The organism is Microcoleus sp. MOSTC5 (assembly GCF_036701825.1).
GTDB classification, from domain to species: Bacteria; Cyanobacteriota; Cyanobacteriia; order Cyanobacteriales; family Microcoleaceae; genus Microcoleus; species Microcoleus asticus.
In genome coordinates this window covers 46981-72844 of record NZ_JAUBRK010000026.1, presented here as the reverse complement: position 1 = coordinate 72844, position 25864 = coordinate 46981, and the positions used below count along the sequence as shown (strand labels likewise).

Annotated in this window: 25 protein-coding genes and 2 riboswitches; of the genes, 18 read left to right on the top strand and 7 right to left on the bottom strand. The window is 44.5% G+C overall.

Annotation, left to right across the window (positions count from 1 at the left end; genetic code table 11):
* Positions 1-32: 32 nt before the first annotated feature.
* A complete protein-coding gene (locus tag QUA54_RS16250; protein ID WP_333415436.1) occupies positions 33-365 on the top strand; it encodes a DUF2834 domain-containing protein in 333 nt (110 codons plus the stop codon).
* Between the two features lie 282 nt (positions 366-647).
* On the opposite strand, the gene QUA54_RS16245 is transcribed toward QUA54_RS16250, so the two are convergent.
* Both QUA54_RS16245 and QUA54_RS16240 read right to left on the bottom strand, forming a co-directional pair.
* On the bottom strand, positions 648-2222 hold the full coding sequence (locus tag QUA54_RS16245; protein ID WP_333415435.1) for an FAD-dependent oxidoreductase: 1575 nt from the start codon (positions 2220-2222) through the stop codon (positions 648-650).
* Between the two features lie 248 nt (positions 2223-2470).
* Complete coding sequence (locus QUA54_RS16240) at positions 2471-3148, bottom strand: Uma2 family endonuclease (RefSeq protein ID WP_333415434.1); 678 nt, start codon at positions 3146-3148, stop codon at positions 2471-2473.
* A 174-nt stretch (positions 3149-3322) separates the two neighbouring features.
* A riboswitch (cobalamin riboswitch) is annotated at positions 3323-3469 on the top strand.
* Positions 3470-3530: 61 nt separating this feature from the next.
* On the opposite strand from QUA54_RS16240, the gene QUA54_RS16235 reads away from it, so the two are divergent.
* The 11 genes from QUA54_RS16235 (at position 3531) to QUA54_RS16185 (ending at position 11372) form a co-directional block, all read left to right on the top strand.
* The gene (locus QUA54_RS16235) at positions 3531-4250 is read left to right on the top strand and encodes an energy-coupling factor ABC transporter permease (protein ID WP_333189938.1); all 720 of its coding nucleotides are present in this window, start codon (positions 3531-3533) and stop codon (positions 4248-4250) included.
* Positions 4251-4253: 3 nt separating this feature from the next.
* Complete coding sequence (locus QUA54_RS16230) at positions 4254-4574, top strand: energy-coupling factor ABC transporter substrate-binding protein (RefSeq protein ID WP_333415433.1); 321 nt, start codon at positions 4254-4256, stop codon at positions 4572-4574.
* 8 nt (positions 4575-4582) lie between these two features.
* Positions 4583-5383 (top strand): cobalt ECF transporter T component CbiQ, encoded by an 801-nt coding sequence (gene cbiQ / locus QUA54_RS16225; protein WP_333415432.1) that lies wholly within the window; start codon positions 4583-4585, stop codon positions 5381-5383.
* Between the two features lie 298 nt (positions 5384-5681).
* Complete coding sequence (locus QUA54_RS16220) at positions 5682-7094, top strand: ABC transporter substrate-binding protein (RefSeq protein WP_333415431.1); 1413 nt, start codon at positions 5682-5684, stop codon at positions 7092-7094.
* Positions 7095-7301: 207 nt separating this feature from the next.
* The gene (locus QUA54_RS16215; protein ID WP_333189904.1) at positions 7302-7880 is read left to right on the top strand and encodes a Uma2 family endonuclease; all 579 of its coding nucleotides are present in this window, start codon (positions 7302-7304) and stop codon (positions 7878-7880) included.
* 38 nt (positions 7881-7918) lie between these two features.
* Positions 7919-8063, top strand: a riboswitch (cobalamin riboswitch).
* Between the two features lie 118 nt (positions 8064-8181).
* On the top strand, positions 8182-8622 hold the full coding sequence (locus QUA54_RS16210; RefSeq protein ID WP_333415430.1) for a hypothetical protein: 441 nt from the start codon (positions 8182-8184) through the stop codon (positions 8620-8622).
* A 19-nt stretch (positions 8623-8641) separates the two neighbouring features.
* Positions 8642-9508 (top strand): methyltransferase domain-containing protein, encoded by an 867-nt coding sequence (locus tag QUA54_RS16205; protein ID WP_333415429.1) that lies wholly within the window; start codon positions 8642-8644, stop codon positions 9506-9508.
* Positions 9509-9623: 115 nt separating this feature from the next.
* Complete coding sequence (locus tag QUA54_RS16200; protein ID WP_333415428.1) at positions 9624-10472, top strand: ABC transporter ATP-binding protein; 849 nt, start codon at positions 9624-9626, stop codon at positions 10470-10472.
* 128 nt (positions 10473-10600) lie between these two features.
* Positions 10601-10756, top strand: coding sequence for a hypothetical protein (locus tag QUA54_RS16195; RefSeq protein WP_333415427.1), 156 nt, complete (start codon positions 10601-10603; stop codon positions 10754-10756).
* A 75-nt stretch (positions 10757-10831) separates the two neighbouring features.
* A complete protein-coding gene (locus QUA54_RS16190; protein WP_333415426.1) occupies positions 10832-11050 on the top strand; it encodes a DUF433 domain-containing protein in 219 nt (72 codons plus the stop codon).
* 1 nt (position 11051) lies between these two features.
* Positions 11052-11372 carry a DUF5615 family PIN-like protein gene (locus QUA54_RS16185; protein ID WP_333415425.1) on the top strand — a complete coding sequence of 107 codons (321 nt, stop codon included), beginning with the start codon at positions 11052-11054 and terminating at the stop codon, positions 11370-11372.
* A gap of 705 nt (positions 11373-12077) precedes the next feature.
* Here the strand turns inward: QUA54_RS16185 and QUA54_RS16180 are convergent.
* Positions 12078-12881, bottom strand: a complete 804-nt coding sequence (locus QUA54_RS16180; protein ID WP_333415424.1) for a hypothetical protein — start codon at positions 12879-12881, stop codon at positions 12078-12080.
* 56 nt (positions 12882-12937) lie between these two features.
* Positions 12938-13657, bottom strand: coding sequence for a hypothetical protein (locus QUA54_RS16175; RefSeq protein ID WP_333415423.1), 720 nt, complete (start codon positions 13655-13657; stop codon positions 12938-12940).
* A 572-nt stretch (positions 13658-14229) separates the two neighbouring features.
* On the opposite strand from QUA54_RS16175, the gene QUA54_RS16170 reads away from it, so the two are divergent.
* On the top strand, positions 14230-15576 hold the full coding sequence (locus QUA54_RS16170) for an NB-ARC domain-containing protein (RefSeq protein ID WP_333415422.1): 1347 nt from the start codon (positions 14230-14232) through the stop codon (positions 15574-15576).
* Positions 15577-15881: 305 nt separating this feature from the next.
* Here QUA54_RS16170 and larC read toward each other — a convergent pair whose 3' ends face one another.
* The gene (larC, locus tag QUA54_RS16165) at positions 15882-17291 is read right to left on the bottom strand and encodes a nickel pincer cofactor biosynthesis protein LarC (RefSeq protein ID WP_333415421.1); all 1410 of its coding nucleotides are present in this window, start codon (positions 17289-17291) and stop codon (positions 15882-15884) included.
* Positions 17292-17366: 75 nt separating this feature from the next.
* Here larC and QUA54_RS16160 point away from each other — a divergent pair, with 75 nt between their 5' ends.
* A complete protein-coding gene (locus tag QUA54_RS16160) occupies positions 17367-18032 on the top strand; it encodes an L-threonylcarbamoyladenylate synthase (RefSeq protein WP_333415420.1) in 666 nt (221 codons plus the stop codon).
* A gap of 69 nt (positions 18033-18101) precedes the next feature.
* Here the strand turns inward: QUA54_RS16160 and QUA54_RS16155 are convergent, their stop codons facing one another.
* Positions 18102-18386, bottom strand: coding sequence for a DUF427 domain-containing protein (locus QUA54_RS16155; RefSeq protein WP_172186059.1), 285 nt, complete (start codon positions 18384-18386; stop codon positions 18102-18104).
* A gap of 97 nt (positions 18387-18483) precedes the next feature.
* Here QUA54_RS16155 and recQ point away from each other — a divergent pair, with 97 nt between their 5' ends.
* From recQ to QUA54_RS16140, 3 genes are read left to right on the top strand one after another with little or no spacing between them, the layout of a single operon-like run.
* The gene (gene recQ, locus QUA54_RS16150; RefSeq protein WP_333415419.1) at positions 18484-20679 is read left to right on the top strand and encodes a DNA helicase RecQ; all 2196 of its coding nucleotides are present in this window, start codon (positions 18484-18486) and stop codon (positions 20677-20679) included.
* A 60-nt stretch (positions 20680-20739) separates the two neighbouring features.
* Positions 20740-21858 carry an AAA family ATPase gene (locus QUA54_RS16145; protein WP_333415418.1) on the top strand — a complete coding sequence of 373 codons (1119 nt, stop codon included), beginning with the start codon at positions 20740-20742 and terminating at the stop codon, positions 21856-21858.
* Complete coding sequence (locus tag QUA54_RS16140) at positions 21855-22541, top strand: hypothetical protein (protein ID WP_333415417.1); 687 nt, start codon at positions 21855-21857, stop codon at positions 22539-22541. The genes QUA54_RS16145 and QUA54_RS16140 overlap by 4 nt, the downstream gene beginning before the upstream one ends.
* Before the next feature lie 186 nt (positions 22542-22727).
* On the opposite strand, the gene QUA54_RS16135 is transcribed toward QUA54_RS16140, so the two are convergent.
* Positions 22728-23744 (bottom strand): leucine-rich repeat domain-containing protein, encoded by a 1017-nt coding sequence (locus QUA54_RS16135; RefSeq protein WP_333415416.1) that lies wholly within the window; start codon positions 23742-23744, stop codon positions 22728-22730.
* 138 nt (positions 23745-23882) lie between these two features.
* Between QUA54_RS16135 and QUA54_RS16130 the strand changes: the two genes are divergently transcribed.
* The gene (locus QUA54_RS16130; protein WP_333415415.1) at positions 23883-25832 is read left to right on the top strand and encodes a long-chain fatty acid--CoA ligase; all 1950 of its coding nucleotides are present in this window, start codon (positions 23883-23885) and stop codon (positions 25830-25832) included.
* Positions 25833-25864: the final 32 nt, after the last annotated feature.

Genomic DNA, 25864 nt, shown 5'->3' with positions numbered 1-25864 from the left:
ATACAGTTGCTCGAAGAACAGGTCGGGTAATTATGATCGTTAAGCGAATCATTTATCTCATCCTATCACTTCTGGGACTTGTGCTGCCTTGGTACTATAATTTGCAGTTTTTTAGCAATGCTGGCTTGCTTGACTTTGTAAACGAGAGTTCGGCTAATCTTGCTGCGAAATCGGTAAGTTTAGATTTGTCGATCGCAACTGTAGCAGGAAGCACTTGGATGTACGCTGAGTCAAAACGATTGGATATAAGTTTTGTAGGGCTGTACGTACTTCTGGGTGTGCTTGTTTCGTTTTCATGTGCTTTCCCGCTTTTCTTGTTTGTGCGGGAAAGCAAGCTGGAAAAATCAAGCGAAGTCTCAAGTTGAAAAGTTGTTTAACAGGTTAGTGCCGCGCAGCACAATAATTCAGTGCAGGCGATCGAGGTATTGTACAATTTCCGGTAAAATCACCGTTATAGGTTTTTAGTGACGACAGAAGTGCTCAGAATTTGCTCGGGATTAAAGTCGTCATTACAAACCAACGTGATTGTTGTCGTTTTAAAGAACATAATATTAATAGCAATTTTACTCATTTCTTGCTAAAAACGGTTGTGTTGAGTTTCGTTCCCCGGGCCAAACCTACTATTGCATTGTTTATTGAAATTGATATTACGCAATAGCATCCGAACTGGCAAGAGTCTCGAATTGCGCCAATAGCATTGCATCACCATTATTTGGAGTTCCAAAAATTTTAGGTAACTGACCTGTTTCAGCGAGAACTTGTCTCACTTCTCGGTTAGATACATCGGCTAGATTTTTGTTATTTAGAATGGCATTAACCGCAGCGATACCAACACCTTGACCAACTGCGGCGTTGAATTCCACAATTCTGCCGACAGAGCAGGCAAACCCTTCAAATCCAGAACACGGACTAACCACTGCCAGGTTAGGAACGTTTTTAATTAATGCGTGGCGGATGCCAATATTAAAGATAGGGTGTTGAAAACTCAGACTTTTAAACCATCCTAGACGAGTTGCTTTGTCGCGAATACCCTGGATGCCTCCGCGTACATCAAAATGATAGCTAAATGTTGCCAGCGCTTCATTAGCAGGTACGCCACCTAACAGCATTTGTGCCCCAGTTAAAGGTTCTACAACTCCCGTCACATTGCCCGCGTGTCGGATATAAAGTTCTGAGGCATAAGTAACAGAAGTAGCCCCCAAACTCTTCAGCCAAGTTGTAATAAATAACATCTCTCTTTGCATATTAGCCGTGGGTTTGCTCCCGCTTCTAGCTAAGGCTTCCGCTTCGCTGGCGGTGACTGCGAATAAAAGCGCATTCCACGAAAGTCTGTCATTGGGAAGTATTGCTATATTTCCCTCATCTAAAATTATGCCTGTTTCAGAAAAAGATAGTTTTCTTCCTCTAAAGGAGTGGTAAGCTACAGATAGAGCCGGCGAGCGAACATCGATGTAATCGTTACCCGCCCACAAAGTTTTGAGATTGCCTTTAGTGTCCCTCATTTCCCGCCGGAGTTCTTCTGCTAGTTTGGCATCCTTGTCCGCAGCGTACAGCAAAAATTTTTGACTCTCTGCATCGGCCAGGTTGGTAAAGCGTTTTAGATAAATATAATCGAATTCTTTCAGTGCTCTTGCACTGAGTCCTTGAGTTTCAAAAACGAGGGTGACTGGAAGTTCTGAATTAGGCAGACCAAATGTTTCAAATCCCTTCAGCTTTTTCACACCAGCAGCTTGAGCTAATTCGGCATTGACAGTGGCATCAATAAATTGCTTGCCGGCATAAACTACGCCTTGAGAGGTGGTTATACTGGCAATTTTTTGGCCTGCTTTAGTGACTGATTTAATTTCTACTTTGCTGAGGAGATCTGCCCCAGCTTGTACCAGCATTTCTTTCAGCGCTGCACTGGCTTTGCGGGGGTCAAGTGCAATTGCCTTAACGCCGGATTTTTGTAAGAATTCTTTATAGATTGTCGCCGGTGAACCAAAGATATCTAACTTTAAAGATTGTTGAAGTTCTTCACTAATCTGACTTCTATCTAAATAAGCAAGACCGCCTCTTACCAAATGTCCGCCAATTCCTTCTTGCAAGCTTGCTTTCGACATCAGTAGAATTCGCGGATAACGCTTTGTTCGGCGAAGATATTCTCTGGAGGCAGAGATAACAGCTAGAACTCCTGGAACTTCATCACCAAAACAGATGACATCGTAAGAACGCAGATCCATGACCATTATTTAATAACCTCTCCTGATTTTCATCTTTTCGAGCTGCATCTCAATGTTTCGCGTCAAACTCTCTGTTTTTTCCAAATCTAGCTGCATCTTTCCTGATTTTTGCGATAAAAATTCACACATTTCTGGACGCAGAAACCGGGTTTTTTCCAGAAAATCCTCCGTTGAGGACGATCGATCTCGATTGAAAAACCCGGTTTCTGAGCGTCTAAAGTCTGTCAGTCTGGTACTCTTGATTGCCATCAGGTCTGATTATCAGGATCTATCCCCAACTCCCGCAATCGCTGAGCTAGTCGATCGGCGCGCTGGGCTGATTCTTTCACCTGTTCTTCAGGAGTCAGATAACGTTTTCCATCGGCATCATACCAATACAACCACTCTCTTGTCACCCCAGAATAATTTCCCCTTTCACAACCAATCCCCAAACCAATTTCTGACATCCAAACTGGATGTCCTGGCTGTAACTCGTACTTCCCATTGACTAACTTATGTACTTCCAAACGGGGTTTACGGCGGCGGCGGGAAGAATAAATGACGTAATAAAGTACGCCTAAAGCTTGATATTCCTCCAACTTTGTGCTGTATTCCTTGCGATAAGTTGGGGAAACTACTTCCAGTACAAAAGTCGGCAAAACATTTTCGTCCCACAGCACGTAACTGGGACGCAATTCTTCATCATAAAACCTTTCTACACCTAAACTCAAGAAAGCATCTGGCACAATGGCAGGTTTATCGGGGTGATAATAGATACCCATATCTATGCCAAAAAACCAATCCATGCGCTCTGACCAAAGTATCAGCAAGATTGCTTTTAGCAATCCCGGTATTAGTTCTTGCAGTTCGTTATCCACAGGTGTTTCATCTGAGTCTGGTAGTTCATCGGCGGAGGGCAAGTTCCTCGGCAAGTTGTACTGTAACATTGCGGCTTTCCTCAAAAATTACTAATATTATACCGTTGATTTGTTTGGCGATAGTATTTATTGAACGAACCGCAAAGACGCGAAGGAAGAGAAGAGAAGATGATAGGTAATTTTGATTTAGTTAATCTGATGTAATTTTTGTAAAATATTTGCTGAGACTTACGCGATCGACTATACTAAGGCTAACGATTCGGTTCTAATGGGGAGCAGCCGTTAGAGGAAACGGGGAAAGTTCGGTGCAAGTCCGGCGCTGTCCCGCAACTGTAATGAAAGTGATGTCGCTTTCTGAGTCAGGATGCCCGCCGATGTGTTAATTTACATTGTCTCATCTGCGAGGTTCAGCGTGAAGACCGGAAATCGGAAATTGGTCAGCTTGGGATTGATGGCTGGCTTGAGTTGTTATATTGTCCTGGCCTCGGCAACGCCCGCCGCAGCTATGCACATTTCGGAAGGTTTTTTACCGGTGCAATGGGCGGCATTTTGGTGGATGGTGGCGTTGCCTTTTTTTGCAGTAGGTTTGCGCTCAATTACTCGCATTACAAAAGAACACCCAGAACTTAAACTATTGCTAGCTTTAGCTGGTGCGTTTACTTTTGTACTTTCTGCTTTAAAAATTCCATCGGTAACGGGCAGTTGTTCTCACCCAACAGGTACGGGTTTGGGTGCGATTTTATTCGGCCCTTCGGTGATGGCGGTACTCGGTGCTTTAGTGCTGCTTTTTCAAACGTTACTGTTAGCGCATGGTGGGTTGACAACGCTGGGAGCGAATATGTTTTCGATGGCGATTGTCGGCCCTTTCGCTGCCTATTTTATCTATCAATTGCTGTTGCGAACTGGTAGCCAGCGGGCGGCAATTTTTTGTGCGGCGGCTTTGGCAGATTTGCTGACTTATGTGACGACTTCGATTCAATTAGCATTAGCTTTCCCCGCAGCAAGCGGCGGTTTTATGGCTTCGTTTATCAAGTTTGCTGGCATCTTTGCTATCACTCAAGTACCCCTGGCTATTAGTGAGGGATTGCTGACTGTATTAGTGTGGAATTGGCTGCATTCTTACGGGAAGCCGGAGTTGGAAACTTTGAAATTATTGAGACAGGAGTCATAAGCAGTGAATCAAAAACCTACAAAAAATCACCAATCCATTTCGCGGCAAAATTGGCTGTTGGCTGGCGCGGTGATGGTTTTGGCAGCGTTTCCTCTCGTTTTTGTGCGAGGTGAATATGGCGGTGCCGATGACCAAGCTAAGAAAGCAATTACGGAAATTCAACCGGATTATAAACCTTGGTTTAATCACTTGTTTGAGCCGGCTAGCGGAGAAATTTCAACTCTATTGTTTGCGTCTCAAGCGGCAATCGGGGCTGGCGTAGTTGGGTACGTCATTGGGTTGTATAAGGGGCGATCGCAGCGACAAAAATCTGATGATGAATAGCCGTCAGAATGAACCATCAGATTGACAGTCTGGCTTATACAAATCGCTTGCGCGGGTTGCCGCCAATCCACAAATTATCCTTTGCGATCGCCCTGTTAATTCTTTCTCTGGTTTCTGGGGCGATCGTCCAGTTGTCGATCGCCCTTTGGTTGGCTGTCTGGATCGTCGTCTATGCGGGTATTCCGGGGAAACTGTATTTGCGGTTGCTGTCGCTACCGTTGATATTTTTGCTGACAAGTTTGCCTGCTTTGGCGATGAGTGCGGTTGCGGGCGATCGTATCCCCGCAATTCAGTGGGATATCTGGCGAGGTTGGGGTATTAGCATCGGCACTTTTTATCTCTATGTGAGCCGCACTGGGATATACCAAGTGAGCTTGCTATTTGCCCGCGCCTTCGCATCGACAAGCTGTATGTATTTCATCCTCTTGACGGTTCCATTTACCGAAATTTTGCAGATTCTCAGACAATTACGCTGTCCAGAGTTAGTCACAGAACTGCTATTACTAATGTATCGGTTTATTTTTAGCTTATTGGCGATCGCCGATGAACTTTGGATAGCCCAAAACTCGCGCTGTGGCTACCGCACTTGGAAGCGGGGAATGCAGAGTTTAGGCATTTTAATCGGGCAATTGCTTCAGCGAACTTTGGAAAACTACCGTCAAGTTTCCTTGAGTTTAGCGTCGCGCGGCTTTAATGGAGAACTGCGCGTTTGGCATTCTTCCCCTTATAAACCTTCGCGAAGATATACATTGGAAGCCGTGTTTGGTTGCACGGTTTTAACCATTTTAAGCGCAGTATTTCAACGCTAAATTTATTCTTGGGACTTAGCATGGGGGCCCAAAAACCGGGTTTTTTACGAAAATACTTCGTTAGAGCATCGCAGATGCAGTAGAAAACCCGGTTTCCGATCGTCGGTGGGTAAGTCCTATTGTTGATAATTCTCGTATTATCGTTAGTTTAGCGGGCTAGATTTGAATAAGGGCGATCGCACTTCCTCCAACAGCTATTACAAATATGACTTTTATGAACTTAATTAATGAATTATATGAATTGACACGAACAGTAATTGAATGAATAATTACAGTATCAAAATACAGAGAGAAAATCATGTATCAAGATACTAACAAAAAAAATACCCCACCGCCCATTGTTTTTATTATTGCCATCGGCTTAATTGGGTTTGGCGCATACAAGTTCCTTCCCGGTTTATTGAATGCCAAAACTTCAAATACACCTATATCTACATCTACATCGGCAACGAGCGCATCGGGAGCGATCGCAAATCGCATCAGTTTAGGAAATCGGATATTGGTGACATCCCAAACAACAGCAGCAAAACAAGCAGGAGTTCAAGCTTTTGCTGAGGGAAATTACCAATCTGCCGCCGAATATTTTCAGAAATCGCTGCAACAAAATCGCAACGACCCGGAAACCATAATCTATTTCAATAATGCCCGAGCCAGCAATGGTTCTTCCTTAAAAATTGCTGTCAGCGTCCCCATTGGTAGCAACCCCAATGTCGCCCAAGAAATCCTTCGAGGTGTTGCCCAAGCTCAGGATGAAATTAATACTAGCGGTGGCATCAACGGCGCAGAACTGCAAGTAGAAATAGTCAACGATGACAACAGTCCAGAAGTGGTCAGAGAAGTTGCAAAGACATTGACAAAAGATCAGAATATACTAGCAGTAGTTGGACACAATGCTAGCAACGCATCTCTCGAAGCTGCTCCGATATATCAGCAAGAAAAACTGGTAATGGTGACACCCACGAGCTTGGCCAATAATTTATCAGGATTTGGCAGCTACATCTTTCGGACAGTACCCAATATTAGCTTAATGGCCGCTCCTTTAGCAGAATATGCAGTCAAAACAGCAGGCAAAACTAATATTGCCATTTGTTACGACTCCCAAGCACCCGATAACATCTCCTTTAAAGATGAATTTGTGGCCTCTCTTACTGCTGCTGGAGGCAAATTAGTTCCGACTGTTTGCGACTTTTCAATCCCTTCTTTTAATCCCGAAAGTGCGATCGCCGATGCTGTCAGCAAAGGTGCACAAGGATTGATGGTAGCACCCCACGTCGATCGCATTGACCGTGCGATTTCTCTGGCTCGCATTAATCGAGGCAAATTGCCACTCTACGGCAGCACCACAATGTACACCATTCAAACATTAAAAGACGGACAAAGCGACGTTAACGGCTTAGTATTGCCCGTTCCCTGGCATCCTGAAACTAATCCCGGTAGCCGTTTCCCAGAAAATTCCCGCCAGCGTTGGGGAGGAATTGTGAATTGGCGAACAGCAACGAGTTTTGATGCGACTCAAGCTGTCATCGCTGGCTTGCGGCAAAGCAATACGCGGGAAGGATTGCAACAAGCACTCCGAAATGCGAGTTTTTCAACACTAGGAGCCAGCGAGGATGTGAAGTTTTTGCCCACGGGCGATCGGGCGGGTAAGCCGATTTTAGTGCAAGTTAAACAAGGAGGAAGCACTGGTTATAACTTTGTCCCGCTGCGGTAAGTTGGTTAAGTGCGATCGCACTCCCATCTTGCACATTCTCAACAGCCTTTCAGGGGTGGGATCTCCTGCCCACCCCACCTGAAAATTCCCTCTTTGTGGAACAGGCATCTTGCCTGTTTATTAGCATGATTAAAATCTACTTTTCTGTTGAATTAGCAAAATTTTTAATATAAACTAAAATGAGTAGATTAAAGGAGAGCGTTGTATATGATCGCGCCAGTTGAAACCAAAACCTACACGGCTGAGGAATATCTAGAATTGGAAATCAATTCTCAGGAGCGGCATGAATTTATCAATGGGGAGATTGTTCTGATGGCTGGCGGCACACCGGATCACAATGAAATTACCACTAATTTAGTTGTTGCGCTGAAACTGGCGTTAAAAGGGAAACCATATCGGACTTTTAGTTCGGATCAGCGGCTGTGGATTCCCCAGCTTAATAATTATACTTACCCGGATGTGATGGTGGTTGCGAAACCGATCGAGCTGCAATCTGGACGGACGGATACAATTACCAATCCTCTGCTGATTGCTGAGGTGCTGTCTAAAGGTACTAAAGCTTATGACCGCGATGAAAAGTTTGCTGCCTATCGCAGTATTCCTAGTTTTCAGGAGTATTTATTAATCGATCAATATCGGCTACGGGTGGAGCAATATTCTAAAACTGATGCGAATAAGTGGATTTTTTCGGAATATAGCTGTATGGGCGATCGGCTCAGTTTAACATCTGTTGCTGTGGAAATTTCGCTGGCCGATTTGTATGAAAATATTGAGTTTGGTGAATAGGCGGACAGTTTTTTGTCAAATATCCCAAATAGTGGTAATATTCCGGTATATCGATCGGCTCTGATGAAAAACAGCCATCAGACGCAAGGGGGAAAGTTCGGTGCGAATCCGGCGCTGTCCCGCAACTGTAATGAGATCATTGCATCTCTGAGTCAGGATGCCCGCCGATTTGTTTACCTGTTGTTTTTCATCTGCGAGGTATAGATGATGGTGAGTTCAATATTTTTACAAATAATCTGCTGTTGTGCTCCGTTTCCCGATCGACAATAACGAAATTTTAGGCAGCGGGAAACTAAAAAAAATGCGAATCGAAGATAGTGTTTGGCAGGGTAGTTTTGGCTACTGGCAAAACTTGTTTATTCACCAGAATATTTTGTCGATCGGACATACTGCTTGGAATGGCTTTTTGCATCGAGGACGAGGCTTGGTTGCTTGCAAAATCAATACTCCCATTAACGGTTCTGTGAATTGGAGCGTAGATACTATCAAGTACGATCTGCACTTTATTTCCCAATTGTATGCAACTGCTTATTTGCAACAACTAGAAGTAGAGGAAAATACTGTTTCAAATCTGCTCCAAATCATTGCTAGCTACGAGCCCAAGGAAGCAATTATATTTTTGTCGATCGCCAACGGTCAGATTGATATCAATTTGTTGCAAAATTTGGCAATTTCTCCTGTTGAGTGCTATGAACAGGTATGCAAGCGCTGGGAAGAATTTCAACTCTGCCCGAAATCTTAAAACTTACTAAATTTTCCGAATGTCGAAGCCAAAATCAATCGAAATTTCCAAGGTAACTCGCTACCAAAATGCAGCGCTTAATTACTATTTGGGCCTGACAGATTCGCCCTACCTTCACTACGGCTATTGGGAAACCCTACCTGTGCCCGCTGACGAACTAACGATCGCCCGATTGCGCATCGCTCAGCAAGCTTATACTGTAAAACTGTTGGATGCGATCCCCAAAGGCACTCATACGATACTGGATGTGGGCTGCGGGATTGGCGGAAATGCGGCTTATTTGCTCGATCGAGGTTTTGCAGTGGAAGGGCTCGCACCCGATCCGTTCCAACAACAGCGCTTTCTTAAGTGTACGGGCGATCGGGCAATCTTCCACCTCACGAGGTTTGAAGACTTCAAAGCAACCCATTTCTACGATCTTATTCTCTTTAGCGAAAGTAGCCAGTATATGTCGGCTGTTGATATTGCTAACGGTGCCGCCAAAATCCTCAATCAGGGTGGCTACGTGCTGCTTGCCGATATGCTGCGTTCTGATGCTAATTATAAAGAGGGAATGTTCTCTAATTGTCATGTTGTTACGGAACTTCATGCAGCATTAAAGCAGGCTGGATTCACTTTAGTGAAAACTGAGGATATTTCCGCTCATATTGTACCGACAATCGATTTGTATGTCGATACTTTCCGCAGGTATGGACTGAATACGATGATCTATGTTGCAGATTTAATTGCGATCGCAGTTCCCCCCGTCCACACATTCCTGCGCTGGATATTTCGTCGCTGGTTCAAAAAGCTGGTTATTGAAGGATTGGAGGCGAGCCAACTTTTTGAGCAACATCTCTGTTATGAAATTCAACTTTGGCAGTTGTCAAAAACAGATGAAAACTGACACAAATACAAGGGAAATTGGGAATCTGTAATCGGTAATTGGAGGCAGAGCCTCCCGGTATTTATTCCCAGGCAGAGCCTGGGAACAAGGCTATAAAAAATAAAAAATAACGAATATGTCTGAATGGATTCTCGAATTCGATCGCACTTCCTACTCATATCCCTGCGGTTCGCGAGTGGCAATTCAGCGTTTAAACCTCAAAGTCCCCGCCGGGAAACGCTGCGGGCTGATCGGTCAAAACGGCTGTGGCAAAACTACCTTTTTCCTGTTAGCAAATGGCTTATATCAACCGCAACATGGCTTCATTCGCTGGCAAGGTGAACCATTCCGCTACGATCGCAAATCTTTGATGCAACTGCGCCAACAAATCGGACTCGTCTTTCAAAATCCCGAACATCAATTAGTAGCTTCGACGGTAGAAGAAGATATTTCCTATGGATTGTACAATTTAGGCTTGACAGAATCCGAAATTGCTCAACAGGTACAGCAGGCGATCGACCAATTCGATCTAAGCGAACTCGCCCGCGAACCAATTCACAATCTCAGTTTGGGGCAGAAAAAGCGGGTGTCGATCGCCGATATCATGGTTCTCAAGCCCAAACTGCTGCTGCTAGATGAACCTACCGCCTATCTCGACCCGCGTCACATCCGACAACTGATCGGTTTACTCCAACAAATTCACAGCGCCGGAACCACGATCCTTTTAGCAAGTCACGACCTCGATTTCATCTACCGCTGGGCTGATTGGGTGTTTGTAATGGATCGAGGACAACTGATTTTAGAAGGAACACCGGAAACCGTTTTTGCTCAACGGGAGGTTTTGGAGCAATTGCAGCTTGGCGTACCGCTGGCGATCGAGCTTATGGAGCAAATAAGGGCGATCGTTGAAAGAGATGGTAGCTCAAATATACAGAATTTCGAGCTGTGGCAAAAACAGATTTTACAAGCACGTCGGCTGCTTTAAAGGTTTAGTAGTCTAACTACTCCGTTCACCCGCCGAAGAAGTGAACTCTCGGACTCAACCAACCTTATTCGCGTTGACGATTCCGGATATCATACGGGTCTCTTCGTGCGTCCGCCGAATCGATGTACATGACGGGAACCAATACGGACAATCCAGATTTGAGCGTCAGGGTGAGTGGCTTCAAGGCGATCGCAAGCAGCAATTTCACTCGCATCAACCTCAAAGTCGCCGGTTTCGAGGTCGATCGCCACAATTTTCCCGTGATTGCCTTCTTCGACAAATAATGGGCGTGCAGTATCAATGCTAAACCCTCAAGAATTGATAAACTGTTAAGTATGAAACCAGGAGGTCGAAGACTTATGATTACTGACTTCTCAATTATTAGCGCATCCCCTGAGATTATGGGTGGCACCCCAGTTTTTGCTGGAACTAGGGTTCCCGTGCAGACGCTTCTGGACTATCTCAAAGCGGGAGAATCCATAGACGATTTCTTGGATGGATTTCCCACTGTGACAAGAGAGCAAGTCATCGCCTTGCTTGAAGAGGCTGGAAAACAGCTTGTTGGTATGGTGGCATAGCATGAAACTCCTGTTGGATGAGTGTATAGATCGCAAGCTGACAAGGGAGTTTGTTGGCTGCGAGGTGAAAACGATTCCTCAGATGGGGTGGGCAGGGGTAAAAAATGGTCAACTTCTTGCCCTTGCAGAAGCGGAGTTTGATGTGTTTATCACAGTCGATCACAATCTATCGTTTCAGCAAAATCTACAACAGTTCAACATTGCTGTGGTTGTTTTGCAAGCACCCTCTAATCGACTGGCAGACTTAAAGCCTTTAGCACCCAAAGTCCTCGCTATCTTACCTACAGTGGTGATAGGACAAGCTGTAGGTGTTAGTAAGTAGACTATCTAGATTCAATTACGGTGAAGCGATTACCACCCACATTAGAGTATAAATTAGCTTGCCAAAGAATAAACTACCCCGATCGCCCTGTCGGTGAGAAAGACTGACAGACTTTTGTAAAGGTTTGTAAGTTAGTAAATTGTTGATTTAGAAGAAAGAGCGATCGCACTTGAACCTCATCTACGATTGCCCGATTTTACAAGCACGTCGGCTGCTTTAAAGGAGAAAAGTTGTTAGGTTTCCTGCGTCAAGCCAACCTACGGGCGATCGATCGCACTTGAAGTCTAACGGCTAAAGTGAGCGGCGGCAGATAACCTTGAACTCAGCACCAAGATCCTTCGTCCCTCCGCTCTACTGCGTTGTTAGCCAGCTTCGTTCGACAATCACCCTAACTGCACTCTTTGAAACGCTGAACTCTCACTAATACCGTGGATGAACTCAACTTCTCATTTGTGCGAGAGATCTTATGTATAGCCTTTCTCAGGTACATGAGGTATGTAATAAGGCTTGAAAGTCCCGATCTTCAGAGAATCTTGTCTACCTCATCTTTGTGAGAAAGGCTATAAGCTATCACTTTAGGTGCTAACTTTAATACACCCAATCTCTCACTTTAAAGACGCTCGCCTCTCCTACAGGTTCGTTAGTGACTCAAAGATCCTTCACAAGCCTCTATATGAAAGCTAGATACCTCTATATAAATGTCTACTACTCGAATGCCTGATTGAGCATTAATTGCTGTCTTAAAGTTTCAGAGGCTTCTAAGAAACTCTTCTCAACCAGTTCGCGCGCAGCGTAAACTTCTTCAAACTGATTCTCAAGTCGTAAGGCGAAGGCAAAAGGAGTTTTTCCAGGTGACCCATTATCTAGATTACGCAAATGTTTTGGTTGTTGGTTATCTACAACATATGCAGCTCCAGTATCTCCTGGAGAATATTCAATGAAGAAGTAAACATGTGCTGGAAATCCTGGAAAGTCCGGATCATCCTTACTAAAGCAGATGTCTCCAGGTCTTAACTTGGTTGCATCATTTATTCTTCTTGGCTTTACTTTTTGTTCTAGCCATATCTTGTAAGGTTTAGTCACCAAAGAAATGTTTAGGATTTCACCGTCAATCTCAACATCCTCAATTGGTACAGGAATGCCCATCCTGCGAAGAGTTTCACTTGAAAATGCAACACAGGTATTGTCCGTACCATTTCTAATTTGCTCCGCAGTCCTCAAAATATCCCAGTATTCATTATTTGACAACACTTTTCTGACTAAGCGGTTTGCAAAGCCACTTACCTCCAATTGAATGTGAGGACTGTAAAAGTAGCCAGTTGTGCCCCAAGGAGCAATTTGCTCAAGCAGTTCTACTAAGTAATGTTCTCCTACAACCTTCAAAGAATCGGGGTTATACTTGAGGGTTTCTCCGGCATTTACAGCAACCTTCTCATTCGCCGGTAAACGGCTTGACTGTACAGTTGTTTTCTTGAAGAATGTAGTTCCAATAACATGAAGTTGTGACATAATTCTACTCCTGAGAAAAATTGAAAATACGTTAATGGTAAAGTGAGAGATTCACTTCAGTTGAGTAAGAATTTCTCGAACTCGGCTACCGCATCAAGCTTTAGCCAGCGATGAATCTCTTTACGCTTTACAGGACCATGATGATTGACAGTAAATCGTAATAAACGCGCACAATACTCAATTGCAAACATATGATTACTTTTGGAGAAAACCCGAAAAGTATCACAGTCTACATTTCCTGACACTGATTGCAGAAGGTTTTTAAGGCTTTTGTCAAAGTTCATCGAATCGCCAGAACATTGAAATATACCAGCTTCTTCAGTACAGGAAGTATTTGAGTTCGGATTTGTTGTGTCTCTACCTGCGTTCCAGTCCCATGAGCTTTCAAATCCCGCGATCACTCGGAGAACTTCCAGCATTACAGCCTTTCTATGAAGGAGATTATCCCAGGGACCTAACTCGTTAAATACATGAGAATAGATATCATAATTATCATTGCTTATGAATATCTCATCTGAAGCCTGCTTGCACCAGTTTACAAGCTCGTTTAAAAAATCATCTGGAGCTACGTCTCTGTTGTAAACATGTGTTTTACACGCAACAAAAACTCTATTTGTGCTAATGTTTTCTTTGGCAGGCTCAGAATCAGTCAGAGCTTCACGGTGAGAATCGTTCGATTCATTAATTGTCTCATCATCAGCACGATTAGAGTTAGATTCAGAAATAAAATCAATCTCTAAATTCAGTGGTTTTCCAAGCTCTACCCTATCTACCATTGATTAAGTTCCTCCTCAAATTTAAATCACTAGGTTGACCTGGCGAAGTCTACACGCACAATTCTGGTGAATCCGGAAGAATTCAAAATTCCCTATTTATTGTGGATTTGTAGCTTTTTGAGTCTCACAATACACAAATAACTCGAACTGTAGACCCCAACAGGTAACTCTGCTGGCTAACTTATAATTGTGTCGCAGATGCGGTACAACACTCTTCCTAGTCGGCTTATCCCGCACATCTGCGGTTTAACCATGAACAGTCTGAACAGCTTGTGCTCTGCCTTAACTATCAAAGAATAACGAACTCCGATCGCCCTGCCGGTGACAAAAAGTGACTAGCTTTTGTAAACTTACGTAAATTCCCTTAAAGGCTGCTAGCAGTCAATCGATTTTAGATGTTAAATTTTAGATAATGGAATTGACTTCACAGCCTGTACCGGGGCTTGTAACCATATTGCTTTCGATCAATTGTGTGCTTTCGATCAATTGTGTAAATTTGTTTTCTTTCCTGAACAGCAACTCGCACTCATGAAACATCAGTAAATTTACTGAATAGGTCAAATTGGCAAGCTATGAAAGGACAAGAGGCGATCGCCCTAGTTGATAGTCTGTTACAATCCGCAAACAAAAAGCAAAAACTCAATGACATTCAATCCCGCGTCTTTCTGCAAACTTGGGAGGGACACTCTTATCAAGAGATAGCCGATCGCTTACTTTACGAACATGACTATATCAAAAAAGTCGGTTCGCATTTGTGGCGCAATCTCTCTCAAATCATCGGCGAAAAAATCTCAAAGCAAAATCTGCAAGCAGTCTTGCGCCGCTACCAGCATTGCAGTGCGGGCATCTTGCACGCTAGCGAAGCAGATAACTGCATCCAAGATTGGGGAGAAGCGATCGATGTTTCCCAATTTTACAACCGGCAACAGGAACTGGAAACATTAGAAACTTGGATTAGCGGAAATTCTACTCGTCTGATCGGTATTTTTGGACTTGGCGGTATCGGCAAAACTTCTCTGTCTGTCAAACTCGCTCAGCAAATTCAATCTCAGTTTGAATTCGCAATCTGGCGGAGTTTGCAGCAAGCACCGCAATTAGATGTTATCCTCAGCAATATTTTACCGATTTTAACTGGTTCAGAAGCGACAACAAATAACTCTATTCCTGCTCTCATGGAACTGTTGCGGCAAAAACGCTGTTTGTTAATTTTCGACAATCTGGAGTCGATTTTGCAAGGGGGAAATCGCAGCGGACAATATCAACAAGGCTATGAAGATTACCGACAGTTATTGGCGCGCATTGCGGACGAACCCCACCAAAGTTGTCTGATTTTAACCGGACGAGAAAAACCGGGCGGGTTTGCTGTGCGATCGGGCGAAAATTTACCCGTGCGATCGCTCAACCTCTTCGGAGTTTCACCGCCAGTATGCCAGCAAATCCTCGCATCCAAAGGATTAAAGGCAACGCTATTGCAGTGTCAAGATATTGTCAACTACTTTGGCGGCAATCCCCTCGCCCTCAAACTTGCTGCAACGACTATTAAAACACTTTTTGGTGGTGACATTCACGCATTTTTAGTGCACGGAAATACTGTTTTTAGCGACTTGTGGGATTTGCTCGATCGCCAGTTCGATCGCTTGTCACCCCTGCAACAAAAAATTATGTACTGGATCGCCATTAATCAAGAAGGAGCGACCCCTGCGAAGTTAAAAGCGGAAATTTTGCCCAAAGTTTCGGGACGGCAACTGATGGAAGCATTGGAGGCGCTGGCTGAACGATCGCTCATCGAAGATCGGCGATCGCTCAATGATACCGCATCAACAAGTTTAATGCTACAACCGGCGATCGTCGAGTATGTCAGAGAACGCTTGCTCCAAACTGCTGAGCAAGGAACGATCGCAAACAAACTTAACTCATGAACACTCATGTCTTAATTGAATCCCAAACCCAAGACTAGATCGGCGACTCATAAATTCAACTGATTTTGTATCCTTTAATTGAACGTCTGTTAACCCATTTTAAAACTGCTATTCAACTCAAACAGCACCTAGGCAATATTTTAGCTTGGTTGCGCGATCGAAAAGCAAACCCGACAGATTATGCTGCGGTTAATTTACTGAATTTATCCAGTCAGAAACCGGGTTTTTTACGAAAATACTGCGTTGTGGCCCGCAGATTCGGTATAAAAACCCGGTTTCTTTGTCGGAGTGCGATCGCGAACTGATTAAGTGCGATCGTACCAACTTTGCAGCGCCAAGCGGTGAACTTCCCGCCAGCTAATATTTTTAAGTCGGGCAATTTCCGCGCAATCTTCGTATTCCGGCTGCACGTTAACAATCGTTTGTCCAGACTTCGCAACTTTTATTTGCACTTCACCGTATTCTGTTTGAACTGTCTGGATTTCCCGCTGCAAAATAGTTCTTTGTTGAGTCGATCGCCTAATTCCCAAAGTAGTAGTCTCGCGAAAGATCACAGCTTCGCAAGCATCCTCAAATTCTGGATGACAAATCGCAGTTAACAAAACCCCCAGCCGCGACTTTTTCATCACAATTGGCGCAGTAAAAACATCCAGAGCTCCGCAGGCAAACAAAGCATCAAAAACATAGCCGATCGCCTGCGGACTCAAATCATCAATTTGCGTTTCCAATACCGTAATAGTTTCTAGGGAATTGGGCATTGGGAATTGGGCATTGGGCATCGGGAATGGGGAATTAGTAGCCGTCTTTCTCCCACTCTCCCACTCTCCCACTCTCCCCCTCTCCCCTTCTGACTTCTCCCCAATCCAGAGGCGCAAGATATTAGGAATTGCCAGCATTCGAGAACCCGCACCCAATCCGATCGCCTGAAGCTGCATCGGCGGCGGCGGGCCGAAACCGGAGGCGAGAGTACAGGCGATCGCAGTTCCCGTTGGCGTGCACAATTCGCGATCGATCCCGTTGCTGTAAACCGGCACTCGGTGCGTTTCCCACAACCGCATCACCGCCGGCGTCGGCACCGCTAACTTACCGTGGGCCGCCTTCACCGTACCCCCACCAGTCGGCATCGCCGAAAAGTAAAATTCGTCAATATCCAACCAATCCAAACCCAAACAAGTACCGACAATATCAATAATTGCATCCGTAGCCCCCACCTCGTGAAAGTGAACCTCGCTTGCGGGGATACCGTGTACGGCACCTTCTGCATCTGCTAATTTCCCAAATACGGCCAAACTCCAGGCTTCCACGCGCGGAGGCAATTTTGCAGAGACAATAATCTGCTTGATTTCTGGCAAATGGCGGTGATGAGTGTGGCTAATTTCGGCATCTGCTTCGCCGTGACTGTGAGAATGTTCTTCCCCGTGATGATGGTGGTGGCGGGCGTCAAAAGTCGGGGATTCCGTTTCCGAGGGATCGAATTCGGTAGCGGAATTTTTTGGTTTTAACCACAAATCTGCTGCTAAATCGACATAAAATTTAGTTGCTTGTTGAGTATTCCGGTGGACTAATTCCGTCCGCAACTGATACTCTGTCGAAATGCCGAGCAAATTGAGTTTTTCGATTAGGTAGTCTAAAGGAACACCGGCGTGGACGAGAGCTCCGATGCACATATCGCCAGCAATGCCGGTTGGACAGTCAAAATAAGCTATTTTATTCATTGTTAACAATTAATTTTTAGCATTGATTGTTTCACTCGATATTTCGATCGCCCACTTAGCCTGCAATAGCTTAACATGGCAACTATTTACGAAGTGCATCCAGTTGCACCCCAAAAAGACCGGATCGAGAAGATTACAAAAGCTCTGAAAGATGGGGCAGTGATGCTTTATCCGACAGATACAGTTTACGCGATCGGCTGCGATCTCAACTCCAAGTCTGCTGTAGAACGAGTCAGGCAGATCAAGCAACTATCTAATGATAAGCCTTTAACGTTCTTGTGTTCCTCTCTGTCAAATATTACCGACTATGCTGCCGTCAGCGATGAAGCATACAGAATTATCAAGCGATTAATTCCCGGATCTTACACATTTCTGCTGCCAGCTACCAAGTTAGTGCCGCGGCTGGTAATGAACCCAAAACGCAAAACCACGGGAATTCGCGTTCCCGACCACCGGCTTTGTTTTACACTGTTGGAAGCCTTGGGAAATCCGATTATTTCAACTTCCGCTCACATTACCACTGACGATGAAGGTGCAGCACCGGTGTCTGCTGCAAAAGCAGAAAACTTTGGCAAAGCTGAACTTTTTGACTGTTTGTCAAAGTTAGTAGATGTCATTGTCGATGACGGTTCCGATCCGGGATATCAAGTTTCTACCATTCTTGATTTAACAAAAAGCGAACCGATTGTTGTTCGTCGCGGTTTGGGATGGGAAGCTGTCGCCGTTTGGGAAAAAGACTAAAATTTAAAGGGGCGGCTTAAGCGCCAAAGTCGCACAAAAGCCGCCCCAATTTTTTAACTCAAAACTGCTTTAAGCCTCTACCTTAACTCCTTTCCAAAAAGCAATATATCCTGCAATATTTTTAGCAGCATCTTTCGGAGTAGGATAGTACCAAGCAGCATCTTTATTAACTTGTCCGCCGACTTCGACACTGTAGTAACTAGCAACACCTTTCCAACCGCAAGTAGTGTGAGTGCTGCTGTCCTTGAAAAACTCGCGTTTGATGGCATCCGGGGGGAAGTAATAGTTGTTTTCTACGACTTCGCATTTGTCGCTTTCGGCCAGGACGGCACCATTCCAAATTGCTTTCGGCATCAGTTTCTCTGCTTAAAATGAGATTCTCAATTATTGTAACTGTATTGGTGCTCAAAAAGCATAGAATAGTGTTGAAGCCAACAACCAACTACTGCAAATGTTAGGGTCGAATCCGCCAATATCTTCTGTGCCGCTGTCCCTCGAACAAGCTCTAAAACATTTTTTTGGCTATGACTCTTTCCGCCCGGGGCAGCAGGAAATTGTCGAAGCTGCTTTACAAAAACGGGATATGATGATTGTCATGCCGACTGGCGGTGGCAAGTCTTTGTGTTTTCAATTACCGGCACTGTTGAAACCGGGATTGACAGTGGTTGTTTCGCCGTTAATTGCTCTGATGCAAGACCAGGTGGAAGCTTTGCAGGATAATGGAATTGGGGCGACTTTTCTCAACAGCACTTTGAGCAGTCAGGAAACCCGATCGCGCGAAACTGCGATTCTCGAAGGTAAGATTAAATTGCTCTACGTTGCACCCGAACGCTTGCTCGGCGAGAGATTTTTACCGTTTTTAGATATAGTAGCAAATAAGTTAGGAATTTCGGCATTTGCGATCGACGAAGCCCACTGCGTTTCGGAATGGGGACACGACTTTCGACCAGAATACAGGCAAATGCAGCGAGTGCGCGATCGATATCCCGACATTCCCATTATGGGGCTAACCGCCACCGCCACCGAGCGCGTCCGCCAAGACATTATCCAGCAGCTAACTCTGCGCAATCCCTACATCCACGTCGCCAGCTTCAACCGCCCCAATTTATACTACGAAGTTCGCCCCAAAACCAAGCACAGTTTTGCCGAAGTTTTGCAAATTATCCAAAAAAAAGGCGGTTCTGGAATTATCTATTGCCTCAGCCGCAAAAAAGTTGACGAAGTTGCCTATAAATTGCAACAAAGCGGTATCCAAGCCTTACCATACCACGCCGGCATGAACGATGTCGATCGCGCCACCAATCAAACCCGCTTCATTCGCGACGACGTGCAAGTAATGGTAGCTACAATTGCCTTTGGTATGGGCATCAACAAACCAGACGTGCGGTTTGTAATTCACTACGACTTGCCCAAGAATCTCGAAGGATACTATCAAGAATCGGGCCGCGCAGGCCGAGACAACGAACCCGCCCATTGCAGCTTATTTTTCGGCTACGGCGATGTCAAAACCATCGAATACATAATCGAGCAAAAACCAGATCCGCAAGAACAGCGAATTGCCCGCCAACAGTTACGGCGAGTAATTAACTATGCAGACTCCAGCGATTGCCGCCGTACAGTTCAGTTAAGTTATTTTGGCGATTCATTTCCCGGAAATTGTGGCAATTGCGATAACTGTTGCGACAAAAAACCAGTAGAAGATTGGACGATTGAGGCAATGAAATTTCTTTCTTGCGTCGCGAGATGCCAAGAAAAATTCGGCATGAATCATATTATTGACGTGCTGCGAGGCTCAAAAAGTCAAAAAGTATTGCAATACCAGCACCACCAACTTTCTACATACGGAATTGGCAAAGATAGAAGTGCTGATGAATGGAAAAAGTTGAGCAGGACGCTGTTAAATCAAGGTTGTTTAGACGAAAAAACAGACGGCTTTCCCATTCTGAAACTGAATGAAAAAAGTTGGGAAATTATGAAACGTCAGCGCACAGTTGAAATCGCTATTGAACCGCAGCGGGAAGTACAGGGTAAAGTTCGTTCTTTGGCAGTAGAAGTCGAAGGTTTATTTACCATACTGCGGACGCTACGCAAGCAAATTGCCGATGAACAATTTGTGCCACCTTACGTAGTTTTTGCAGATAAAAGCTTGCGAGACATGGCAGAAAAACGCCCGCAAAATCTCACCGAATTCGAGGATGTTTACGGCGTTGGTAGCAACAAGCGAGATAAATACGGCAAGGTTTTCTTGGAGGCAATTCGCAGTTTTTGCCAAGAACAAGGATTGCCAACTGGTGCTGCATCTTCTGATGTTGCTAATCTTCCCAATCTTTCTAACGTTGCGTCTTATTCGCAGATGCAAACCTGGGAATTATACCGACAAGGTTTGACAGTTCAAGGAATAGCCAATGCGCGGGGTATGAGTCCTAATACTATTTCTGGGCATCTGATAGAATTGATGGATATGGGGCGGGAAGTTGATATAAATTTGTTGGTGGAACCGGAACGCCAGCAGGCGATAGTGTACGCAATTGAAGTTATGGGGGATGAGAAACTGAGAGCAATTTATGAGTTTTTGGAAGAACGTTATACCTTTGAGGAGATTAAGTTTGTCCGCGCTTGGTGGCGGCAAAATTATGTCAGTTTTTAACCGCATATGTAGGCTGATAAACGCTGAGGAACGCAGATAATTAATAGAGAGGAGGGATAAATGAAAATTAAAAAAGTAGCTTTTTGGGATAATTTACGAGAGTGGCGTTTTGAACCGATATATTTTTCCAACTTGTCTTTATTAATTGGTGTCTCCGGTGTCGGCAAAACACAAATTTTAAAAGGAATTTTGAGTTTACAACAGATAGCTAATGGTGGTTCATTAAACGGTTTAGGATGGGACATTACGTTTGCGACATTAAATAATGTCGAGTACCGTTGGCAAGGCGAATTTGAAACAAAAGAAAATCTGCCCTTCATTCTTAATGATGACGGCGAAACTAATGAATTTAGAATTGTTAGTGAAACTTTATTCAGAGAGGAAAATGCAGTTGTACAAAGAACACCTAATGAAATTATATTTAAAGGCAAGACAACGCCCAAATTGTCTCCTTTCCAAAGCGTAGTTGAAATTTTAAATCAAGAAGAAGATATTTCACCTGTTCACCAGGCTTTTAATAAAATAACTAGCAATAATTCTAGTTCAATAGATTATTACGAGATAAACTATACAATGATATCAAGGATACAAGAAAGTGATGTTTTATTAGATGATATTAAGGAAAGTGATCTGCCGATCCAGCTCAAATTAGCTTTGATTTGTCGCATTTTTTCAGATATTTTTAATAAAATAAAAGGCATATTTATACAAGTTTTTCCTCAAGTGGAAGACATAAAAATAGAACCAGTACAAGATGAGGAATCATCATTTATTAGTTTTCCAATTCAAATCAAAGAAAAAGGTGTCAATAATTGGATTTTCCAAAATAATATTTCTTCAGGAATGCTGAAAACGCTAATTCATATTAGCGAACTGTACTTGTCGCCAGAAGGCACGGTAATCCTGATTGATGAATTTGAAAACAGCTTGGGGATTAACTGTATCGATGTTGTGACAGATTTGATTGTGGAAAATAGAAATATTCAATTCATTCTCACCAGCCATCATCCTTACATAATCAATAATATTGGGATGGAACACTGGAAAATAGTCACTCGCAAAGGTGGGATCGTAACTGTCATAGATGCTAAAGATTTGAACTTGGGAAAATCAAGGCATCAAGCTTTTATGCAACTGATTAATCTTGAAGAATATAGCGAAGGAATCAAAGTTGAATGAATCTGTATTTTTTGGTTGAAGGAACACAATCAGAGAGAAAAGTTTATCCTGCTTGGCTGGCTTATCTTTTACCGGAATTGCAGCGAGTTGACAATTGCGATGATGTGACTCAAAAAAATTATTACTTGATTAGCGGGGAAGGATATCCTTCGTTATACAATTTTATCCCACCTGCGATCGCGGAAATTAACTCAAACGGAAAATACAGCTATTTTGTAGTGTGTCTGGATGCCGAGGAAAATACTGTTGCCGAACTTACCACTGAAATTGATGATTTTTTAAATGAGCAAAAGTTGAAATTAAATAATGCAGAACTTGTGCTGATATTTCAGAATCGCTGCTTGGAAAGTTGGCTGTTGGGTAATCGGAAGATTTATTCCAGAAATCCTCAAAACAAACCTTTGTTAGATTATACCAAATATTATGATGTTTCAGTTAACTGTCCCGAAAATATGGGCAGATATCAAGATTTTAATACTCACGCTCACTTTCATGGAGCTTATTTGAGAGCGTTATTTGAAGCTAAAAATATTACCTATTATAAAAAACGACCGGGAGATGTACTCAAGCCATTTTATTTGGAACAACTATTGACAAGGATTCAACTTCAGCCTGACCAACTGACTACTTTCCGTCAGTTCATCGATTTTTGTAATAAAATTAAAACCAAATTGCAAAATTAAACGATCGCACTTCAGAGACAATCGAAATTAAAAGGTACTATAAATCATGCAAATTACGATCGACCTTCCCGACAATCTCCCCCTGACTGAAGCCGATGTGCGACTCGAACTCGCGATCATACTTTGTCAGCAGCACAGCGATCGCAACTGAAATATTGAAGTGCGATCGGGCGTCATTGTAAAGTTTTATGGTTTAGGTGGTGGTTCCCACTTACAGATAGACGCTGGTTTGAGAGGACAAGTTTTGGGAGCGATCGGATTTCCGCTGAGGTAGAGATCGGTCAGTTTAGTCAAGGATTGCAAGGGTTTGATGTCGCTGATTTGATTGTTGATGAGCCAGAGCTTAGTCAGGTGAGTCAAGGATGCTAGTGGTTTGATGTCGCTGATTTGATTTCCGTTGAGCCAGAGCTCAGTCAGGTGAGTCAAGGATGCTAGCGGTTTGATGTCGCTGATTTGATTGTTGATGAGCCAGAGCTGAGTCAGGTGAGTCAAGGATGCTAGCAGTTTGATGTCGCTGATTTGATTTCCTTCGAGCCAGAGCTCAGTCAGGTTAGTCAAGGATACTAGCGGCTTGAGGTCGCTGATTTGATTGTTGATGAGCCAGAGCTTAGTCAGGTGAGTCAAGGATGCTAGCGGTTTGATGTCGCTGATTTGATTGTTAATGAGGCTGAGCGAAGTCAGGTTAGTCAAGGACGCTAGCAGTTTGATGTCGCTGATTTGATTTCCTTCGAGCCAGAGCAAAGTCAGGTTAGTCAAGGATGCTAGTGGTTTGATGTCGCTGATTTGATTTCCTTCGAGCCAGAGCAAAGTCAGGTTAGTCAAGGATGCTAGGGGTTTGATGTCGCTGATTTGATTGTTGATGAGGCTGAGCGAAGTCAGGTTAGTCAAGGATGCTAGGGGTTTGATGTCGCTGATTTGATTTTTGTAGAGGTTTAGTTCCGTGAGAAGAGAAAGTTTCCGATCGGCCGCATCGCACTCAGTAGTCTCAGCTTTCTGCAACAGCACATCAACAGTATGTTTAGTTTCAGGACTCAAATCAGCTTTTTGGCGGCACCAATCCGCAAATGTTCGCCTATTGTTTCCCGGTTGCGCCCTCGCAACTTCGAGGTAAAGCGCATTTTCAGATAATGCTACGATCGTACTAAAAGTAACTACTATCAACCTTGATAAATTTATGTGTTTCTGTGCAACTATAAGTTTCATAATCTTGTCTCTCTAATTTTATGAATAAACAATGGCAGGTTTGCCAACTGTCACGACACTGCCACAAAGTTCTAAAATAACTGTGATATTAAACTGATAGCCAATAATTTTATCTGCATAAACTCAGGAAAATACCCTATGAACAGCCCAGCATCTTACACATCATCTCAACTGACCGATCGCGAACGCGCTAACCTCAGCCGCCTTATCGATTACAGTTCCATTCGATCGATACCCGAACTTTGGGCGATCGTCAAACAGCGATTACCTCAAACCGTCGCCCTCCACGATCCCCACACCAACCCGGAAATTAAGCTAACCTACACCGACCTTTACCAACAAATCCAGGAATTCGCCGCCGGCCTCCAAGCCCTCGGCATTGAAGCCAATCCCGAAGAAGCAGTCCCTCCCCGGGTCGCCCTCTTCGCCGACAACAGCCCCCGCTGGCTGATAGCCGACCAAGGTATTATGATGGCCGGGGCGGCCAACGTTGTTCGAGGCGCCACCGCCGACCCCGAAGAACTCCTCTACATCATCCAAGACAGCGGCAGCACCGCCTTGGTAGTCGAAAACCTGGCATTACTGAAAAAACTGCAACACCGCCTCCCCGATTTGCCCATTCAACTCATCGTCCTCCTCTCCGACGAAGAACCGGAAACCAGCCAAACCCTAAGCACAGTCAAATTTTCCCAAGTGATGACCACAGGGGCCAACCGTCCCCTCAAACCTTCCAACCACAAGCCTCAAACCCTCGCCACCCTCCTCTACACCAGCGGCACCACCGGCAAACCCAAAGGCGTCATGCTGACTCACGGCAACCTGCTGCACCAACTCACCACTTTGGGTACAATTCTCCAGCCCGAAGCCGGTGACGGCGTCCTCAGCATTCTGCCCAGTTGGCACGCCTACGAACGCAGCGTCGAATACTTCCTGCTTTCCCAGGGATGCACGCAAATTTACACCAATATTCGCTATTTCAAACAAGACTTTAAAACTTACAAACCCCAGTACATGGTCAGCGTTCCGCGTATCTGGGAATCGATTTACGAGGCAGTACAAAAGCAATTTCGGGAACAGCCACCTAACAAACAAAAATTGGTTAATTTCCTGTTATCTGCCAGCCAGCAATACATAGAGAACCGCCGCATTTCCCAAGGATTAACTCTCAGTTTGAAACCGGCTTCTGCTTCCGAAAAATTAATCGCCCGCACCAAAAGCATTCTGTTGTCGCCCGTGCACGCCCTCGCCGAAAAACTGGTTTACCAAAAAGTCCGGGAAGCTACCGGAGGACGTTTTAAGTGGGCAATTAGCGGCGGCGGTTCTTTGGCGGCGCATATAGACAATTTCTTTGAAATAGCGAATATCGGCTTGTTGGTGGGATACGGTTTAACCGAAACATCGCCGGTTTTAACCGTCCGCCGCCCTTGGCACAATCTTAAAGGTTCCGCAGGACAGCCGATCGCCCATACGGAAATTAAAATAGTAGACCCAGAAACCAGACAGCAACTGCCCACAGGCCAGCGCGGTTTGGTATTGGGCCGCGGGCCGCAAATCATGGCAGGTTATTATCTCAATCCCCAAGCTACCGCCAAAGCCATAGACTCCGAAGGCTGGTTCGACACCGGCGATTTGGGCTGGCTGACACCGGGAAACGACTTAATCTTGACCGGGCGGGCTAAAGATACGATCGTCCTCAGCAACGGCGAAAACATCGAACCCCAGCCCATAGAAGACGCCTGCCTCCGCAGCCCCTACATCGACCAAATTATGCTAGTAGGTCAAGACCAGAAATCCCTCGGCGCCTTAATTGTCCCCAATCAAGAAGCCGTGCAGAAATGGGCAGAAACTCAGAATCCCCCATTACACGAAATTGACTGGAATAGCAAGACAATTCAAGATTTATTCCGCAAAGAATTGAACCGAGAGGTGCAAAATCGCCCCGGATACCGCGCGGACGATCGGATTGGCCCGTTCCGGTTGATTCGGGAGCAATTTTCGATGGAAAATGGAATGTTGACCCAGACCCTGAAAATTAAGCGCCCGGTTGTGACGGAACACTACCGCGATATGATTGACGGAATGTTTTGAAATATTCGCAGGACTTGGGGAATGGAGAAGAA